Source organism: Actinopolyspora mortivallis (genome assembly GCF_003001495.1).
GTDB lineage: Bacteria > Actinomycetota > Actinomycetes > Mycobacteriales > Pseudonocardiaceae > Actinopolyspora > Actinopolyspora mortivallis_A.
On the sequence record NZ_PVSR01000025.1, the window covers coordinates 44,195 to 61,120 of the forward strand.

Sequence of the window (16,926 nt, forward strand, 5' to 3'; positions counted from 1 at the left end):
ATCCGGGTCAGCGACTGGTGTCAACCCTTGCGAAGTTGAGATACGCGCGTGACGGGGTCGGGCCGCGCTGACCCTGGTAGCGGGACCCGGCGGCCTTGCTGCCGTAGGGGTGCTCGGCGGGGCTGGACAACCGGAACAGGCACAGCTGGCCGATCTTCATGCCCGGCCACAGGGTGATGGGCAGGTTCGCGACGTTGGACAGTTCGAGGGTGATGTGCCCGCCGAATCCGGGGTCGATGAAACCGGCCGTGGAGTGGGTCAGCAGGCCGAGGCGGCCCAGCGAGGACTTGCCTTCGAGCCTGCCCGCGAGGTCCTCGGGCAGCCGCACCGTCTCGAAGGTGGAGCCGAGCACGAACTCCCCCGGGTGCAGCACGAAGGCGTCCTCGTCGGTGTGCTCGACGAGCGAGGTCAGGTCGTCCTGCTGCTGCGAGGGGTCGATGTGGGTGTACTTGGAGTTGTCGAAGACCCGGAAGAACCGGTCCAGCCGGACGTCGATGCTGGAGGGCTGGATCGACGAGTCGTCGAGCGGATCGAGTTCCAAACGCCCGTTGTCGAGCTCTTTGCGCAGGTCGCGGTCACTGAGCAGCACGGGAACAGCGTATCGGGTGGGGGGTGGATATCGGGCGCTGGCCGCTGTGCTAACGTTGTCATCAACGCATTGAGGCAGTGCGGGCGTAGTTCAATGGTAGAACATCAGCTTCCCAAGCTGAGAACGCGGGTTCGATTCCCGTCGCCCGCTCCAACGGCGAAGGCCCAGGTCAGGAGCTTACGGAGTTCCGGCCTGGGCCTTTCTCGTGTCCGGCCGAAGTGGACTGACGACGATGGCCTCGGGGCGGACCGCTCAGACACCGTCGAAGGCGGCCACCACGTCCTCGACGGTCCGCCCGCCACGAGCTGACGGGCTCCCGGCACTTCGACACCGACGCCGGGACAGCGAGGGACACGAACATGTCGAACGCTACCGAGCGATAGAAGGGTGGCGGTGCGGCATCAGCGACAACACCGCCACCCGGCGCCAGCAACCGACTTCAGCGCGAGAACCCTGCCAGTCGACGATCGGCGGTCAGTTGGCGAGTGTTTTCATCGCGGCCTCGGCGAACCCGCGCGCCGTGGTGCAGGTCGGAGGATCCTCATCACTGTAGGAGCGGTCAACCTCAACTCGCAGCGACTGGCCGTCGGCCACATCCACATAGATCCTGCACTTGTTGTCCGGCTTCGGGCTTTCGGTTTCATACCACACTTTGATCGTTCGGAACCCCTGAATCCGGGGAACCTCCTCGGACCTCGCGCGATCAAAAGGAGGATTGGTCCACCGCCCGATCCCGTGATTCGTTATGATAGTAACATATAATGTGTTTCCGTTGCGCAGGCGATAAAAACAGGTATTTCCTTCTGTGTCGACCCCAGGGGCGGAACCGAGCTTCTGCACTTCCTGAGTTATCCGCATCCCCTGCACAGAATCCCCGTTGATGAGCTCGCAGGGCTTCACGTCGCTCACCGACAACTCCCTGGGCCGATCCGACGAACCACACGCCGAAGTCACCCCCAGCCCCACCAACAACACGGCAGCGACCCGTAACACCCGCCCGATCATCCGTAGTACCTCAACTTCAGCTCGATCGCCCTCACCCGGTACCGGCAGTCATCAACCAGAGGAGTCACCAGCACAAGGAACTCACCTGCTCGAACTCAGTTGGCGAGTGTTTTCATCGCGGCCTCGGCGAACCCGCGCGCCGTGGTGCAGGTCGGAGGATCCTCATCACTGTAGGACTGCTCAACCCTGACCTCCAGTGACTGGCCAGCGGCCACATCCACGTAGATTCTGCACTTGTGATCCGGATCCGGGCGCTCGCTGTCGAACCACACCTTGACGGCGCGAAACCCCTGAATCCGGGGAACCTCCTCAGACCTCGTATCGTCGTCAGAAGGATTAATCCACCGATCGATCCCGTGGTTCGTTATCGTGTTGACGTATATCCTGTTCCCGACCCTGAGGCTGTAGAAGCAGGTGCTCCCCTCTGTCTCTATTCCAGGAGCAAAATCAAGTTTCTGCGTTTCCTGCCCTATCCGCATCCCCTGCACAGAATCCCCGTTGATGAGTTCGCAGGGCTTCACGTCGCTCACCGACAACTCCCTGGGCCGATCCGACGAACCACACGCCGAAGCCACCCCCAGCCCCACCAACAACACGGCAGCGACCCGTAACACCCGCCCGATCATCCGTAGTACCTCAACTTCAACTCGGTCGTCTTCGCCTGGTAGTCCCGCACCAACAGGGTCGCGGCCTCGGAGACCCGCGCGGCGAACTCGTCCTCCCGCAATTCACGCAGACTGCCGCGCTTGATCCGCGCTGTGAACTCGTCCATTCCCACGGCCGACAACGCGAAACGCCCGTCGCTGGACTCACCGTAGGACTCCACCGCGCGGCACTCGGCCTGGAAGTCGAAGTCGTGCTGATCATGCGGCTCGACGTCCAAACCTCTCCCCTCGATGGCCTCCCGGTACTGCCGTTGCCACCCCGCGTAGAGCAGACGCGCCAGGCTCGCCAGAACCCACCCTCCCGACGAACTCATCACACACCAGTGTGGCGCCTCGCCATTCGTCGATGCGGCACACCACACACCTGCTTTTCGTGCTTACTTCGGCACACCCTCACGCCATCGACTCCACCGGGGAGCGCGAAAAGTGACTCGGAGCCCCGGGGACCCACCCCGGCGACGTGGATTTCCCGATCGGAACCCACTCGTCCCCGCCCCGTAAAGAATGCTTTCCGGTATACACCGGCAACGAAAGCGCCCGTTTGTCCTCGCTCGCCCGGCACCGGTAGTGTCGGTTCACGCGATCATCGGTGCCGCCCCACCGCCTCACCTCAACTCGCCGGGCAACAGGCCGTACACCACGGTGTCCCGCCGCCCTCCCCGGAACGGCAGGTGCGCACGCAGCACCCCCTCGCGGGTGAACCCGCACCGTTCAGCCACCCGCCGGGATGCCTCGTTGTCCGGGGCGCAGGCCAGTTGCAGCCGGGCGAGCTCCAGCCGGTCGAAACACCAACGGGCCAGCAACCGCACCGTGCGGGTGGCGATCCCCCTCCCCCGAGCGTGGGCGGCCAGCCAGAATCCCACCGAGGCGCACGAGCGCTCACCGTCCACCTCGTACACCGAAGCCCCGCCCCACACGTGGTCCCGCGCCGCCACGTCCACCACCGCGAGGTTGATCTCCCGCCCGTCCAGTCGCCTGCGCTCGTGCTCCTCCAGGTCCCCACGCACGTGGGCCTCGGTGAACGGCTCGGAGAACGGCCACGAGAAACGCAGGCACACCGGGTCGGAGAACCCCGCGAACCGCTGGGGAATATCCGCCTTCCGCCACGGGCGCAACGCCACGACATCGTCCGCCAGCGGCGGATTGGGAAACGACAACGCAGCCATATCCGGACGCTACGCCGCCTCCCGCCGCGACTGATCCACCGAACGTGTCACATAGTCCTGGCCGCGCGGGAACGGATCCGACTCCCTCGGAACCTCTCCGGCGGCCGAAAACCCCCGCGCACACACCCCTCGGGCTCCGATAGTCTCGTCCCATGCCGGAGCTCTCGGAATGGTGGATCTTCCTCGGGGCCGCGCTGCTGATCGCCGTCGCACCCGGTCCCGGCATCCTGTACGTGCTGGCGCGCAGCCTGCGCGGCGGCCGCGTCGAAGGTGTGCGGTCGGCGCTCGGCACCTTCCTGGGCGCTGCCGTGCACGTGCTCGCCGCCGCCGTCGGCCTCTCCGCCCTGCTGGCCGCTTCGGCGACCGCGTTCACCGTGGTCAAGTTCGCCGGAGCCGCCTACCTCGTATACCTGGGCGTACGCACCCTCCGGGAACTGCGCACCACCCCCACCGCGGAACAGCACACCCCGCCGAAGAGGCAGGGCTCGGCCGTCACCCAGGGGCTCGTCACCGAAGTGCTCAACCCCAAAACAGCGATGTTCTTCCTGGCGTTCCTGCCGCAGTTCGTGCACCCCGAGCGGGGCTCGCAGACCCTGGCCTTCCTCGCCCTCGGCATGGCCTTCGTCGTCCTCGCCACCACCGCCGACCTGCTCGTGGCCGTCTTCGCCGGAACGCTCGGCACCTGGTTGGCCCACAACCCACGCTGGCAGCGACGCCAGCACGCGCTCAGCGGAGTCACCCTCATCGGACTCGGCGGCGCACTCGCCCTGGGGAAGCAGTGAGACACGGAAACACTCACCCCATCACGCAGTCCTCCCCCAGCACAGGACAGTCGAAAGCGTCGTAGGGCTCGGTGCAGGAATCCAACAGCTCCCGATGGTCCGGCCAGTCGTATCGACACCATCTGGCGACACACAATGCCGTGACCTGTGCTGCACCGGCGTCACTGAGCGCCACGGCAGCCGACTGCATCTTCGCTCCCGAGGTCCACGTGTCGTCCACCACCAACACGTGTTTGCCTCTCACACGTTCCCGATATTCATCCGGTACGACGAAGCGGTCGGCACGGACGACGCGATCGGAATCGTCGAATCCCGGACCGATTTCCACAAGCAGACGATTCTCGGGCTGGTTGCGGTAAGCCACATGCCGAGCCAACTCGGCAACAGGATGCTTCGCTCCCGGCCTGTTCCGGGAAGGAACGAAAGTCACCGAGTCCCAGATCCGCCCCGCTGACTCGACAACGCATCGAGCGTGGACACGAGTAACGGCCGAGACCATCAAACGTAGGTCATTGAGGCATCTCTCTACCGGACGAGGCCACTTGTACGCCCGCACGGTATGAGCAGACTGATGCTGTCGCTGGGGCTGCTGGCCACGGACATAGGTCAGCAGTAGCACCCGATCAGCAAGCCTGTCGCCGAACTCACCACGATGCCTGGCACATCGGGGGCAAAGTTCCTCATCCGCCGGAACCGGCCCCGCACACACCAAGCAGGTCACACCGCGAATCTTCTTCGTATTGTGGAAGAATCCACCCACTCGACGGCTCAGTTGCCGCCGCAGCTGCTCACGGAGATCCCCTTCCGTCACGAGGTCGCCACCGCGAGCAGTCGGGAGACATCCCGTTCTCCCTCGGCCAGTCGCTCGGCGACACCAACGGCTTCCTCCGGGGCGTCGACGACGAAGACACCGGGCTGGGTCAGCAACCGTGTCCCCCAGTCGGTTCCCTCGACCACGGGCCTCATCAGAATCACCGGCCGACCGTGTTCGACCGCCATGCGCGCCTGGATCCGTGCACCACTGTGTTCCCCGGCCTCGACGACGATCGTGGCGACACCGTATGCGCTCATCGTCGCGTTCCTCATCGGAAAACTCTGTCTGGTCGGCGGGGAGTCCGGCCAGAACTGGGACAGGACGAGCCCCTGCCGCGCGATCCGTTCCTGCAACTCCCGGTTCGCCGCCGGATAGGCCCGGCGAATACCGTTCCCGAGGATCGCGACGGTCCGACCACCACTGTCGAGCGTGGCACGGTGCGCCGCGGCGTCGATGCCGTTCGCCAGTCCCGACAGCACCGTGAAACCCGCTTCCGACAACCTGCGGGCGACTTCGGAGGCAACCGTACGACCGTGTTCCGACGCGGCGCGGGAGCCCACCACCGACACCGCGTGCTCCCCGGCAACGAGTTCTCCCCGCACGAACACAAACGGTGGAGCCTGGTTCACTTCGAGAAGACGTGAGGGATAGCGGTCGTCCTGAAACGTGAGGAACTCGAAGTCCTCACCACGCCAGGAAACGACGTCCTCCAACGCCTGTTCGACACTTTCCGCTGACGGCGTCTCCGACGACGTCACCTCGAACAAGGTGGCTTCCCCACAGGACTCGAAACGCTCCCACACAACACGCGCACTGCCGGCCTCGGCCACCTCGGAAGTGATCGTCGACCACGACATCCCTTCCGGGCGGGCCCTCAGCAGGGCCACCAGTGCCGCTCGTTCCTCGTCGTTCCAGGGGCTCATACCCGAAAGCCTAGGAGGTGCGAGGGCGCACGGCTCTTCCCAGGGGTTCACCGAACCGGATGAAGCACGACGCATGGAGCTCCCCCTCCGAGCGCTGCCTACCTCCTGACGCCAAGAGTATCGAACACAGGTTCGACAGCCCAGGAAAAACAACACGGTCGCGGTACCGAACACGACCGGCTCTCCGAAGCCGCCCGGAAACCACCCCGATCGGCACTTTCGGCGACTAGAATCGCACCGTGCGTATCCTGTTCACGAGCCTCGGCTCCCACGGCCACACCCTTCCACTGCTTCCGCTGGCCACCGCCGCCCGCGCGGCCGGTCACGAGGTCGGGTTCGCCACCGGCCCGGAGCTGCACCCGACACTGCGGGAAGTGGGGATCGAACCGCTCACCGCGGGAACCTCCATCCGCGAGGACATGATCGGCACCGCCCACGAGCTCTTCGGCGCCGCACCGGGCGAACCCGGGTTTCCCTGGGAACAACTGACCCGCCTCATCGCGGAGACCTTCGGCAGGACCATGCCACACCGTTTCCTCACCGACCTGACCCCGCTGCTGCGACGGGACGAGCCCGACATGGTGGTGTTCGACAGCGCCAACACCGGGGCGGAACTCGCCGCGCGGCTGGCCGGGATCCCCGCCGTGGCCCACGGGATCGGCCCGGACCCCTCCGAGGGTTTCGAGGAACACGACCAGGTGCTGGCCGCGTTCAGCGCCGAACTCGGCCTGTCCACCCCCGAGCCGGGACACACGAGCCCCTACCTGGACATCTACCCGCCCACCCTGCGGGCAACAGTGCCGCGGCAGGACCAGCGCGGCACCGCACTGCGCCCGGTCCCCCACCCCGGAACCACTCCGCCGCCCGCCCGGCTGCTCCACCGCGAACCCGGGGAGAAACTGGTGCAGCTGACCTTCGGAACCGAGTTCGCCACCGTCGAACTGCTGCGCACCGCCACGGAGGCCCTGGCCCAGCCGGGCATTCGGCTGCTGGTGGCCACCGGCCCCGTCGACCCCGCCGACCTGGGGGAGCAGCCGGACAACGTGGTCGTCCAGAGCTGGCTGCCGCAGGCGGAACTGCTGGCCCACCTCGACCTGCTCGTGCACCACGGCGGCAGCGGCACCACGCTGGCGGCCTCGCACGCGGCCCTGCCCCAGCTGCTGCTGCCCCGGGGAGCCGACCAGTTCGCCAACGCCGAGGCGATCCGCACCAGCGGCGCCGGGGAACGGCTGCTGCCCGAGGAGCTCGAGACCGCCGCCGTCACCGCCGCCGCGCACCGGCTGCTGACCGACCCGGCTCCGCACCGGGCGGCGCGGCACCTGGCGACCGAGATCGCGGCCATGCCCTCCGCGGAGGAGGTCGTTCCGCAGCTGCCGGAACTCGCCGCCGGCTGACCCGGCGGCGTCTCCGGACACCGGCCGCTACCGGTGCAGAGGCAGCGGGTCCATCGGCTGGTCCTGCGGGCTCATGTCGATACCGAAGTCCCGGGCGAACACCATGCGGGTGTCGTGCAGCACCCCCGGCACGTTCTCGTCCAGCGTGAACACCCGCGCCCCGCGCAGCCGGTGCCGTTCCCGCCCGGGCAGTCCGTAGGGGCCGAACCCGGTGCCGGAGGAGTAGCCCAGCAGCACGCCGTAGTAGTCGCCCACGTACGAGTTGACGTGGTCGTGCCCGCAGAACACGCCCCGCACGTCGCCGCGTTCGAGGATCGCGGCGAACATGCCGCTGTTGAACGGCCCCGGGCACTCGTCCTCGTTGCGTTCTCCCTCGATGCCGTGCCTGTCCAGCGCGCGGTCGTGGTCCCGCTCGCCACGGGAGTCCACACTGGAGAACCACATGAACCGGTGTTCCCACAACGGGATGTGCATCCACATCAACCCGGGAACCCGAGCACCGGCGAGCCGTTCGAGTTCCCGCGAGGTCTCCGAGTACCACCGGATCTGGTCCGGACGCACCCAGCCCCAGTGGGGGTAGCCCTCGAAATCCTGCCCCGCGATGGAGTCGGGTGCGTAGCGCCCCGAGTCGATCAGCCACAGCGCGAAGGCGACCCGGTCACCGCCCGAACCGGCCACGGTCACCAGCGTGTCGCCGGTGCCGCTGCCACCGCTCGGCCCCCGCTCGTTGAGGTTGTGCTCGTAGCTCATGTAGAACTCCAGCATGTCCCGCTCGGACATTCCGGAGCTCCGCTCGGAGTCCTCGTCGTGGTTGCCGAAGGTGATCGCCCACGGCACGGCACGCGACTCCATCGGCGTGACCACGTTGTTGATGGCCTGTTTGACCTGGAGCTCGCTGTCGCACCCGCCGGTGATGACGTCACCGTTGATCACCGCGAAGTCCGGCCGCTCGGCGTCCAGGGTGCGTTCCATGAGTTCGACGGTGCGCCGGTCGGTGCGCTCGTCGTCCTGGGTGTCGTTGAACTGCACCACCCGGAAGGTGCCGTCCTCGCGGAACCGCAGTCTCGGTTCCGGAACCCCGACGTTCGCCCCGGTGGCCGCCCGCGCCACCGCCGGGCCGGCCGCCGCCGCGGCGGCCCCCGCCCCGGTGACCCGCAACAGCGCACGTCGTCCGATCGGTCCTGTCTGCTCGCGCATACCGTCCCCGCCGTTCGTCGTTTCCCGCCTCGACGCGGCAACACGGTAGGCGCGGCGGGTGACCCCGAGGTGGGTGTCGCACGAACACGGGGTGACAAGCCCGTGCCCCCTGCGCTGCGAGCCGGCCGGTTCCCCCGGAGGACGGTGTGTACCGGCCGCCGGACGGACCAGTCGGCTCGGCGGAAACCACGAAGCACGCCCCGCACCCTTGCCGTCCCCCACCCGTTTCCCCCTAACCTCCCGAAAGGTATAGACCAAAACGGAGGTTGGGTATGGCCGCGGGCATCGACCGACGCCGCTTCCTCGCGGGTTCCGCCGCCGTCGGCGGCGGAACGGCCGCGAGCTCCCTGGCAGGCACCGCCGCCGCCGAACCGCGCCGTGGCCACGGCGCTGAGGTGGGGGTACGGGTGAACCACGTCGGCTACGAGACGCACGGGCCGAAAACCGCCGTGCTCGCGGCCAACCACCGCACCCACCTCGGATGGTGCTCCCTCGTCGACACCGGCACCGGCGAGACCGTCCACCGCGTCCGCCCCCGCCACGTCGGCCCGGTCCCCGACTGGGGCGAGGAGCACCACTGGACCGTCGACTTCTCCGCGTTCACCGAGGAGGGCGAGTACACCCTGCGCGTCGGCAACGGCCACCACACGCGCGGCGAGTCAGCGCCCTTCACCATCGGCGCCCTCACCCTGGAACGGGCCACCCTCTCCCACGTGGCCCACTGGTTCAAGGCCACCCGCTGCTCCGGACGGTTCGACCGGCACGACCGCGCCCTGCCCGTCGGCCGGGACGGCGCGGGACGGATCGACGCCCACGGCGGCTGGTACGACGCCACCGGTGACTTCGGCAAACACTTCACCCAGCTCTCCCGGCACAGCTACTTCAACACGCTGTCCGTGCCGCTGACCGCGTGGATCCTGCTCAGGTCCCACGAGCAGCTCACCGCCCGCGACAACGAGGAGTTCACCCAGCTGCGCACGTGGCTGTGCGACGAGGGCCTCCACGGCGCCGACTACCTCACGCGGGTGAAACGCCCGAACGGGACGTTCTGCCACTCCGTCATGCAGCCCGGCCCGCCCAAGGACCCCGAGCTGCGCTACCTGAAAGCCACCGAGCACGACGGCGAACGCGTCGTCCGCCAGGTCGCCCACCGCGAGGGAGCGGGCGTGGCCGTGGCCGCGCTCGCCCTGGCGAGCACCCTCGGGACCACCGGCGAGCACACGGGGCGGGACTACCTGCGCGCCGCAGAGGAGGCCTTCGACCACCTGCGACGGCACAACACCGAGATGGTCAACGACGGCGTCGAGAACATCCAGGACGACTACAACGCGCTGGTGGCGGCGGTGGAGCTGTACAGGGCCACCCGTGAGGAGACCTACCGCGCCGAGGCCGACGAACGGGCCGAGTCCCTGACGAACCGACTGACCAGCTGGCGCGGCCACCGCGACTACTGGCGGGCCGACGACGGCGACCGACCGTACTTCCACCCCTCCGACGCGGGCCTTCCCGTGGTGAGCCTGCTGACCTACCTGGACGTCGCCACCCCGGAACGCGCCGACCGGATCCTGGAGACGGTGCGGCGGTCCCTGTCCTTCGAACTGCGGATCACCTCGGAGGTCACCAACCCCTACGGCTACGCACGCAACCTCGTCCAGGACGGCACCGGCCATCGACACGGTTCGTTCTTCTTCCCCCACGACGTGACCCCCCGGGCCGAGGACGAGTGGTGGCAGGGCGAGAACGCCCGCATCGCCTCGCTGGCCGCGGCCGCCCGGGCGGCCGCGCGGCACCTCGACGGGGAACTCGCCGCGCGGCTGCGGCGCTACGCGGCCGACCAGCTCAACTGGATCCTCGGGCTCAACCCGTTCGACGTGTGCATGCTCGGCGGCAGCGGCCGGAACAACCCGGACTACATCTGGCTGGGGTCCTGGCAGTTCCTCAACACGGCCGGCGGCATCGTCAACGGCATCACCGGGAAGAACCGGGACGGCTCGGGCATCCTGTGGAACCGCGGCTACTCCGAGACCGGCAAGGACTGGGACTGGCGCTGGACCGAGCAGTGGCTGCCGCACGCCACCTGGTACCTCTACGCGGTCAGCATCGGGAACTGAGCCCCGGTCCCGGGGCGCGTCCTCACTCGGTCCTCGGAAGAGCCGCCTCGGCGGAATCCTCCTCCGCAGTGGTCGGGCGCCGGGACCAGAACGAGGCCACGACCGAGCCGGACAGGTTGTGCCACACCGAGAACAGGGCGGCGGGCAAGGCGGCCAACGGGGTGAAGTGCGTGGTGGCCAGGCTCGCCGCGAGGCCCGAGTTCTGCATCCCCACTTCCACGCCCACCGCACGCCTGGCCGGTTCGTCCAGCCCCACCAGCCGAGCCGCTCCGTAGCCGAGCAGCAGCCCGCAGGCGTTGTGCAGCACCACGGCCACCAGCAACGACACACCGACGGCGGCCAGGGTCTCCGCGTTGGCCCCGACCACGGCGGCGACCACCACCACGATCCCGAGCACCGAGACCAGGGGCAGCAGCGGCAGGGCGCGTTCCACCCGGCGGGGCAGCAGCGCGCGCACCACGATCCCCAGCACCACCGGCACCAGCACGACCTCGACGATGCTGACGAACAGCCCGACCGCGTCCACGGGCAGGCTCGACCCGGCCAGCCACAGCACTAGCAGGGGAGTGAGCACGGGAGCCAGCAGGGTGGACACCGAGGTCATCGTCACCGACAGGGCCACGTGGCCCCGCGAGAGGTAGACGACCACATTGGAGGCCGTTCCTCCCGGCGTGGAGCCCACCAGCACCATGCCCGCCAGCAGCGCGGCGGAGAAACCGAACAGGGTCCCGATTCCCCAGCCCAGCAACGGCATCACCAGGTACTGCGCGAGCAGGCCTGCCACCACCGCCTGCGGATGCCGCACCACCAGGGCGAAGTCGCGGGCGCGCAGGGTCAGCCCCATGCCGAACATGATCACACCGAGCAAGGGGGTGATGGCCGGGGAGAGGGTGCTCGTCGCGGCGGGGAACAGCACACCCGCGAGCCCGCCCAACAACACCAACGGCGCGAACCAACGCCCCACGAGATCAGCGGTCCGACGTAACGCACCCATCTCCTAACGGCCTCCCCGAAGAACAGAACTCGACACCCCACGCGGGGGCGAGAACGTTCCTAACAGGAATTTCCCACCATGTAAACGACTATCCCGTTCAGCGAGAAATCCTGTGGGATCCGCCCCGGGGAGGCGAACCACGCCGGAAGAACCGACGACGTTCCCCTCAGGGAGCGCGGGAGGCCAGTACCCGCCGCACGAAACGCGCCCGCCGCTCGACCCCCTGCCGGGGCAGCGGAACCACCTCGTAGCCGTACTCCGCGTAGCTGTCCCACACCGCCCGGCAGGTGCGCTTCGCCTCCTCCGGGGACTGGAGACGTTGCTCGTCCCGCCGGTAGATCTCCGGCCAGAACGGGGCCAGGAAAACCACCCGGTGGTACCGGTACCGACGGGCCGCCGTGTCCAGGTGCGGAGGAACGGGCAGATCCAGGGTGCGCAGATAACCGACGATGTCCGGGATCCCCCGGTCGCAGAACACGGGAAAGCTGCCGGAACGGATCTCCTGGTAGCGGGACAGCTCCTGGCTGAGCATCAACTCCGCGAAGAGTTCGGGATCCCTCCAGGGCAGCCCTCTGCCGCCGACGAGGTTCTGCTCCCGGATGATCCGCCGCCCCACCTCGGGAGCGCACTCGAACCCGGCCTCGGCCAGACGCCGCACCAACGTGGTCTTGCCCGCCCCCGGACCTCCGGTGAGCACCACGGGCTCGCCGTGCCCCTCCGTCACGACCACACCTCACCACTCCACGCGAACACACTTCGGAACAACCCGTGGACGATCAGTGACGAGCGAGGCGCACAATGGGTCCATGCCCGACATCGGAAAGGGACTGTCCGGCGACGGAAACGGTCACCACCAGCCGGAGACAACACCCGGAGGAAACGGGAGAAGCGGTGTCGGCCCGGGCCGACAACCGGGCACGACGAGCACGCACACCCGCACGGCGGGGATCTGGGCGGCCGTCGTCGTGGCCACGATCGCACTGATCGTCCTGCTGATCTTCATCCTACAGAACCCCCAGACGGTCACGGTCGGCTTCCTCGGTGCGCGCGCCGCCCTGCCGCTGGGAGTGGCGCTGTTGCTGGCCGCGGCCATCGGCGGTCTGCTCGTGGCCCTGGTCGCCGCGGCCCGGATCATCCAGCTCCGCCGGAGAAACGGTCGACCCCGCACCCACTGAAGACCCGCGGAAAGCACCCGGCCCCGAGACACCACACCCCGGACGACACGGAGATCCCATGACAGAACCGGCGACGATCACGCCTTTCGGAAGGGCCCACTGGGCCGTCATCGCGATCCTCGCGGTGGTGGGCCTGCTACAACCGGCGCTGGGACTGCTCGGCGTCTACGGCCTGCTCGGCAGACCCTGGGGTCCGCTGCTCGTCGCCCTCGCGATCGCCGTCTGCTGGGTGGCGGTCGTGGTGGTGCGCCGCGTACCGCGCCCCCTGCCGACCCTCGTGCTCGTGGGAGGGATCTACGGGGTGCTGGCCGTGATCCTCGAACAGGTCCTTCTCCTGCACGCCGGATACAGGACGCCGTCCGGCGGCGCCATGGTCAGCGCCGTGCTGAGCAACCTCGTCTGGGGGGCGCTGCTCGGGCTGATCGCACTCGGCCTGATCCGGCTCAGGCAGTCCCGCCGGGGAGACTGATCCGGGCCTCGTGCGCCCCCGGAGGGAACGGGGGCGCCTGCCCTTCGGAGCGGTGTCAGCCCTGCTTGGCGGCGCCGAGACCGTTGCCCGGCAACAGCGGGTAGGCGACCCGCACGCCCTCGGCGTCGAAACGGCTCTTGAGACGTCCGCGCAGCGCGCGCCCCAGCGCCCACTGCTCGCCCGGCTTGACCTTGACGATGATGCGCACGGTCACCGAACCGTTGCCGATGCCGATGACCCCGCTCAGATCCGGCTTCTCCAGGATCTTGGAACGGAACTCCTCCTCGGCGGCGAACTCGTCGATGGTCGTCTCGATCACGCGTTCGGCGTGGGCGATGTCGACGCTGTAGTCCAGCGGGATCTCCACGACCGCGTTCGCCCAGTCCTGGTTCATGTTGCACACGCGCATGATCTCGCCGTTGCGGACGTACCACAGGCCGCCGTTGAGATCGCGGATCTTGGTGATGCGCAGGGTCACCGACTCCACGGTGCCGACCGCGTCCCCCGCGTCGATGACGTCACCGACTCCGTACTGGTCCTCGATCATCATGAAGATCCCGGACAGGAAGTCCTGGACCAGGCTCTGCGCCCCGAAACCGATCGCCAGGCCGAGCACACCGGCGCTGGCGAGGATGGGGCCGAGGTTGATCCCGAACTCACCCAGGATCATCACGAAGGCCACCCCGAAGATGACCGAGGAGGCCACGCTGCGCAGCACCGAGCCGATGGTCTGTGCGCGCTGCTGCTGGCGTTGCCCCGTGTGTTCGGCGTCGGTGGCCTGCCGGGTCACCAGGTGTCCGGCCTTGGCGGTGGCCTGGTTGATCCGCTGGTGCGAACTCACCATCCGCCGCACCCCGTGGGTGATCACTCGTCCCATCACGGCGCGGAACACCACGGCCACGAGCAGAATGATGAGAATGTTGACGAGGCCGGACACGAAGGCCCCGGAGTTCTCGGTGAACCAGTTCCCCACCGAGTCCACCACGTTCGTGGCGGCGGCCCCAGCGAGCGGCGTCGTGGAATTCACGGCATTGTGCACAGGAATACCTTCCTCGGATGACACAGTGGGATCCGGTCGTTCCGCGGGCGCGGGATTCACGCGCCCTGTGCCGAACGACATTCACGATTGAGCGGCGTTCATCCTGTCAAGGACGCCGGAAAGCCGCAAAGCACTCCCCCGAAAGAGTTAATAAGTGGACTACGTCCGCAGCAGAAAAACGACCCCGAGACCGAACGCGGCGGCCACCACACCCCCGAAGACCGTCACCACGACGTTGCGCACCGCCGCACCCCACCCCACCGAGGTGTACAACCGGACCGTGTCCTGACCGAACGTGGCGAACGTCGTCAACGCCCCGCACAGGCCGGAAACGAGCAGGGGCCGCAGCCAGGCCGGTCCGAGACCGCCGAAGGCGGCCCAGCCCGTGACCACCGCGACCAGGAACGAGCCCAGCAGGTTGACCACCAGCGTCCCCCACGGGAACGGGGAAGCACACCACCGCCGTACCACGCCGTCCAGGCCGTACCGCGACACCGCGCCACAGGCCCCACCGACAGCCACCAGCAACGAAGTCACGAACGCTCGACCTCCCCCGTGCTCGGCGTGGCCCTCCGCACGAACCTCCGTGCCAGACCGGCGCCACAGCCCACCGCCGCGAGCGCCAGCACCACCGTGGCGAGCACGTACACCAGCGCCCCCACCGGCCGCTGCGCGGCCAACAACCCGCCGGCGTCCACGAGGTAGGCGGAGAAAGTGGTGAAGCCACCCAACACGCCCACCCCGAGGAACGGGCGCACCAACCGGTGAACCGAGCACGTCTCCACCACCACCGTGAGTCCACCGAGGAGCAGGCACCCCACCACGTTCACCACCAACGTCGACCAGGGAAAACCCGCTTCTCCCAACCACAGCGCGACCTCGTGGCGGGCCAGCGCCCCCAACGCGCCCCCCAGAGCCACCGCCAGGGCCGCCCACGGAAAACGCCATCGACCCGCCGAGACCTCGGACACGACACACCTCCCCACCCGATGTCACTCAGGCAGGGACCGTTGGCGAACGAGTTCGCGGTTTCCTTCCGGCGAGCCCCACCGCCGGGGTCCGTCGACGACGAACCACGGCCAGCCTACCCCTCCGAGGAGCGAAGACGCTGTGAACGAGGCCACCCGCGCGGACTTCCGGTCCTCAGCCGGCAGGGGTGTCGGAAACCGGCCGGGGGTGCGCGGCCGTTCGGCTCCACCGGCGTCGGAAAACCCCGAACACCCCGATCAGCAGCACCAGCAGCACCAGTGTCGTGAGCACGCTGCCCTCCAGCCCGAAGTCACCACCGGTGAACAGTGCGGTCCCCTCGGGGGCCTGCCGGATGTCCAGCAGGGTCGCGGACAGGTCCAGGCCGGAGACCTCCGCCCCGTAGACATTGCCCTGGCACCAGTTCCACACCGCGTGGAAGGCACACACCCCCCACAGACTGCCCTCCGCCAAGGCCCAGAAGACCAGCACCAGGGAGATCAGTACCAGGTTGACCAGCGGTACCGCTCCGAAACCGGTGTTGAACCCGTGCATCAGGGTGAACACCACCGTCTGGACCACCACAGCCGCGTACAGCCCCCACTTCCGCCAGGTGACCTGCACCAGGTAACCCCGGACCAGGACCTCCTCGGTGGTGGCCTGCACCACGAACCCACCCAACAGCGCGAGCAGCACCGCCACGCTCACCACCGTGACGGGCGGGGCCGTACCCGGGACGAACTGTCCACTCACGAGTCCGATCAGCACCGGCACCGTCACGGCGGCCACGGCGAGCACCGCCCCGAGTACGAGGGGGAGCCAGACCCTGCGGGTCGCCGTGAAACCGAGACTGCCGAAAGAACGGCGTTCCTTCGCGACCACCCACAACGCCAGAGCCATCGTGCTGACCAGAAATCCTCCGGTCAGCACGAGCTGTTCGGCGGGATCCAGGCTGAGGACTCCCATGGGAATCCCCGTTCCGGAAACGAGGAGAAACACGACCAGCGCCACCCCACTGGCCACCTGTCCCGCCAGAAAACAGCCGAGCACCACCAGAACCCCGGACACGACACCGGTCGGACGACGTGCTCGTAGCATTCCCCGCAGCAGTGGGGAGACCGGTTCCGTTCCACCGTCCGTCGCGTTGGATGTGTCCACTGTGCCTCGCTTGGGATCGGATACACCGCATCGGCATTGTCCCGCCGCGGTGCTCGCCCGGCGCACGCGGCCCGAACCGGGACGCCAGGTCCCTCGCACTACCGCCGAACCACGGTTCCGTGCTATCACAACACCATTCGTCACGCCCCGCGGGAGAACAGCGGCAATATCGCGTGGAAACCACGAACACCGGGAGAACTCCTTGCCACGAGTCCGAAGAACCACGTTGGTCGCCCTGGGCGTAGTCGGGCGTAGTCATCTCGGTGTTGAGCGGGTGGTTTCGACGAAACCGAGGACTCCGGGGAATACCCCTGTTGCCGGAGGACCTGGACGACCTCCCCGGTGTCGTTCTCGCCACCGGCGACACCCCGGTGACACGAAGAGGTCCGCGCGCGGCGGTAGTCCGGGGACTGGAAGGGTTCGTGGTGTGTGGGTGTGGGGGGTGCACATGAGAACACCCCCCACTGTGGGTGGGGGGT

General features: G+C 68.1%; 19 protein-coding genes and 1 tRNA gene. 6 read left to right on the top strand and 14 right to left on the bottom strand.

Going from position 1 to position 16,926, the window contains the following annotated elements; all coding sequences use genetic code 11:
• Positions 1–7: 7 nt before the first annotated feature.
• Positions 8–589, bottom strand: coding sequence for a dCTP deaminase (gene dcd, locus CEP50_RS13735; protein WP_106114351.1), 582 nt, complete (start codon positions 587–589; stop codon positions 8–10).
• A 79-nt stretch (positions 590–668) separates the two neighbouring features.
• On the opposite strand from dcd, the gene CEP50_RS13740 reads away from it, so the two are divergent.
• Positions 669–742: transfer RNA gene (locus tag CEP50_RS13740), tRNA-Gly, on the top strand.
• A gap of 321 nt (positions 743–1,063) precedes the next feature.
• Here the strand turns inward: CEP50_RS13740 and CEP50_RS13745 are convergent.
• The 4 genes from CEP50_RS13745 to CEP50_RS13760 form a co-directional block, all read right to left on the bottom strand.
• Positions 1,064–1,594, bottom strand: a complete 531-nt coding sequence (locus CEP50_RS13745) for a DUF3558 family protein (protein WP_106114352.1) — start codon at positions 1,592–1,594, stop codon at positions 1,064–1,066.
• A gap of 95 nt (positions 1,595–1,689) precedes the next feature.
• On the bottom strand, positions 1,690–2,220 hold the full coding sequence (locus CEP50_RS13750) for a DUF3558 family protein (RefSeq protein ID WP_106114353.1): 531 nt from the start codon (positions 2,218–2,220) through the stop codon (positions 1,690–1,692).
• Positions 2,217–2,573, bottom strand: coding sequence for a hypothetical protein (locus CEP50_RS13755; protein ID WP_258175231.1), 357 nt, complete (start codon positions 2,571–2,573; stop codon positions 2,217–2,219). The genes CEP50_RS13750 and CEP50_RS13755 overlap by 4 nt, the downstream gene beginning before the upstream one ends.
• Before the next feature lie 291 nt (positions 2,574–2,864).
• Positions 2,865–3,425 carry a GNAT family N-acetyltransferase gene (locus tag CEP50_RS13760; protein ID WP_106114354.1) on the bottom strand — a complete coding sequence of 187 codons (561 nt, stop codon included), beginning with the start codon at positions 3,423–3,425 and terminating at the stop codon, positions 2,865–2,867.
• Positions 3,426–3,577: 152 nt separating this feature from the next.
• Here CEP50_RS13760 and CEP50_RS13765 point away from each other — a divergent pair, with 152 nt between their 5' ends.
• Entirely contained in the window at positions 3,578–4,207 is a 630-nt protein-coding gene (locus CEP50_RS13765) for a LysE family translocator (RefSeq protein WP_106114355.1), read from the top strand.
• A 13-nt stretch (positions 4,208–4,220) separates the two neighbouring features.
• Here the strand turns inward: CEP50_RS13765 and CEP50_RS13770 are convergent, their stop codons facing one another.
• Both CEP50_RS13770 and CEP50_RS13775 read right to left on the bottom strand, forming a co-directional pair.
• Complete coding sequence (locus CEP50_RS13770) at positions 4,221–4,571, bottom strand: ComF family protein (protein WP_146134810.1); 351 nt, start codon at positions 4,569–4,571, stop codon at positions 4,221–4,223.
• A gap of 443 nt (positions 4,572–5,014) precedes the next feature.
• On the bottom strand, positions 5,015–5,944 hold the full coding sequence (locus CEP50_RS13775; RefSeq protein ID WP_106114357.1) for a DNA-processing protein DprA: 930 nt from the start codon (positions 5,942–5,944) through the stop codon (positions 5,015–5,017).
• A 239-nt stretch (positions 5,945–6,183) separates the two neighbouring features.
• Here CEP50_RS13775 and CEP50_RS13780 point away from each other — a divergent pair, with 239 nt between their 5' ends.
• Positions 6,184–7,338, top strand: a complete 1,155-nt coding sequence (locus tag CEP50_RS13780) for a glycosyltransferase (protein ID WP_106114358.1) — start codon at positions 6,184–6,186, stop codon at positions 7,336–7,338.
• A gap of 27 nt (positions 7,339–7,365) precedes the next feature.
• Here the strand turns inward: CEP50_RS13780 and CEP50_RS13785 are convergent, their stop codons facing one another.
• Positions 7,366–8,535 carry a metallophosphoesterase family protein gene (locus CEP50_RS13785; RefSeq protein ID WP_106114359.1) on the bottom strand — a complete coding sequence of 390 codons (1,170 nt, stop codon included), beginning with the start codon at positions 8,533–8,535 and terminating at the stop codon, positions 7,366–7,368.
• A gap of 272 nt (positions 8,536–8,807) precedes the next feature.
• Here CEP50_RS13785 and CEP50_RS13790 point away from each other — a divergent pair, with 272 nt between their 5' ends.
• Entirely contained in the window at positions 8,808–10,646 is a 1,839-nt protein-coding gene (locus tag CEP50_RS13790) for a glycoside hydrolase family 9 protein (RefSeq protein WP_106114360.1), read from the top strand.
• A gap of 22 nt (positions 10,647–10,668) precedes the next feature.
• Here CEP50_RS13790 and CEP50_RS13795 read toward each other — a convergent pair whose 3' ends face one another.
• Together CEP50_RS13795 and CEP50_RS13800 are read right to left on the bottom strand one after the other, a co-directional pair.
• Complete coding sequence (locus CEP50_RS13795; protein WP_106114361.1) at positions 10,669–11,640, bottom strand: bile acid:sodium symporter family protein; 972 nt, start codon at positions 11,638–11,640, stop codon at positions 10,669–10,671.
• 166 nt (positions 11,641–11,806) lie between these two features.
• A complete protein-coding gene (locus CEP50_RS13800) occupies positions 11,807–12,364 on the bottom strand; it encodes an AAA family ATPase (protein WP_219905475.1) in 558 nt (185 codons plus the stop codon).
• Positions 12,365–12,446: 82 nt separating this feature from the next.
• Between CEP50_RS13800 and CEP50_RS13805 the strand changes: the two genes are divergently transcribed.
• Both CEP50_RS13805 and CEP50_RS13810 read left to right on the top strand, forming a co-directional pair.
• Positions 12,447–12,815 carry a lipopolysaccharide assembly protein LapA domain-containing protein gene (locus tag CEP50_RS13805; protein WP_106114362.1) on the top strand — a complete coding sequence of 123 codons (369 nt, stop codon included), beginning with the start codon at positions 12,447–12,449 and terminating at the stop codon, positions 12,813–12,815.
• 58 nt (positions 12,816–12,873) lie between these two features.
• Positions 12,874–13,284 carry a hypothetical protein gene (locus tag CEP50_RS13810; RefSeq protein WP_106114363.1) on the top strand — a complete coding sequence of 137 codons (411 nt, stop codon included), beginning with the start codon at positions 12,874–12,876 and terminating at the stop codon, positions 13,282–13,284.
• Between the two features lie 55 nt (positions 13,285–13,339).
• Here CEP50_RS13810 and CEP50_RS13815 read toward each other — a convergent pair whose 3' ends face one another.
• From CEP50_RS13815 to CEP50_RS13830, 4 genes are all read right to left on the bottom strand, one after another.
• On the bottom strand, positions 13,340–14,311 hold the full coding sequence (locus CEP50_RS13815; RefSeq protein ID WP_106114364.1) for a mechanosensitive ion channel family protein: 972 nt from the start codon (positions 14,309–14,311) through the stop codon (positions 13,340–13,342).
• A gap of 171 nt (positions 14,312–14,482) precedes the next feature.
• Positions 14,483–14,860, bottom strand: a complete 378-nt coding sequence (locus CEP50_RS13820; RefSeq protein WP_106114365.1) for a fluoride efflux transporter FluC — start codon at positions 14,858–14,860, stop codon at positions 14,483–14,485.
• Positions 14,857–15,294 (bottom strand): fluoride efflux transporter FluC, encoded by a 438-nt coding sequence (locus CEP50_RS13825; protein ID WP_106114366.1) that lies wholly within the window; start codon positions 15,292–15,294, stop codon positions 14,857–14,859. The genes CEP50_RS13820 and CEP50_RS13825 overlap by 4 nt, the downstream gene beginning before the upstream one ends.
• 172 nt (positions 15,295–15,466) lie before the next feature.
• Positions 15,467–16,447: a CPBP family intramembrane glutamic endopeptidase gene (locus CEP50_RS13830; protein ID WP_258175234.1), complete on the bottom strand. Its 981-nt coding sequence runs from the start codon at positions 16,445–16,447 to the stop codon at positions 15,467–15,469.
• Positions 16,448–16,926 lie beyond the last annotated feature (479 nt).

Excerpts from the sequence above, each read along its gene's own strand:
- CEP50_RS13745 (WP_106114352.1), bottom strand. The coding sequence starts at position 1,594 with ATGATCGGGCGGGTGTTACGGGTCGCTGCCGTGTTGTTGGTGGGGCTG.
- CEP50_RS13750 (WP_106114353.1), bottom strand. The coding sequence starts at position 2,220 with ATGATCGGGCGGGTGTTACGGGTCGCTGCCGTGTTGTTGGTGGGGCTG.
- CEP50_RS13755 (WP_258175231.1), bottom strand. The coding sequence starts at position 2,573 with ATGAGTTCGTCGGGAGGGTGGGTTCTGGCGAGCCTGGCGCGTCTGCTC.
- CEP50_RS13760 (WP_106114354.1), bottom strand. The coding sequence starts at position 3,425 with ATGGCTGCGTTGTCGTTTCCCAATCCGCCGCTGGCGGACGATGTCGTG.
- CEP50_RS13765 (WP_106114355.1), top strand. The coding sequence starts at position 3,578 with ATGCCGGAGCTCTCGGAATGGTGGATCTTCCTCGGGGCCGCGCTGCTG.
- CEP50_RS13775 (WP_106114357.1), bottom strand. The coding sequence starts at position 5,944 with ATGAGCCCCTGGAACGACGAGGAACGAGCGGCACTGGTGGCCCTGCTG.
- CEP50_RS13785 (WP_106114359.1), bottom strand. The coding sequence starts at position 8,535 with ATGCGCGAGCAGACAGGACCGATCGGACGACGTGCGCTGTTGCGGGTC.
- CEP50_RS13790 (WP_106114360.1), top strand. The coding sequence starts at position 8,808 with ATGGCCGCGGGCATCGACCGACGCCGCTTCCTCGCGGGTTCCGCCGCC.
- CEP50_RS13795 (WP_106114361.1), bottom strand. The coding sequence starts at position 11,640 with ATGGGTGCGTTACGTCGGACCGCTGATCTCGTGGGGCGTTGGTTCGCG.
- CEP50_RS13805 (WP_106114362.1), top strand. The coding sequence starts at position 12,447 with ATGCCCGACATCGGAAAGGGACTGTCCGGCGACGGAAACGGTCACCAC.
- CEP50_RS13810 (WP_106114363.1), top strand. The coding sequence starts at position 12,874 with ATGACAGAACCGGCGACGATCACGCCTTTCGGAAGGGCCCACTGGGCC.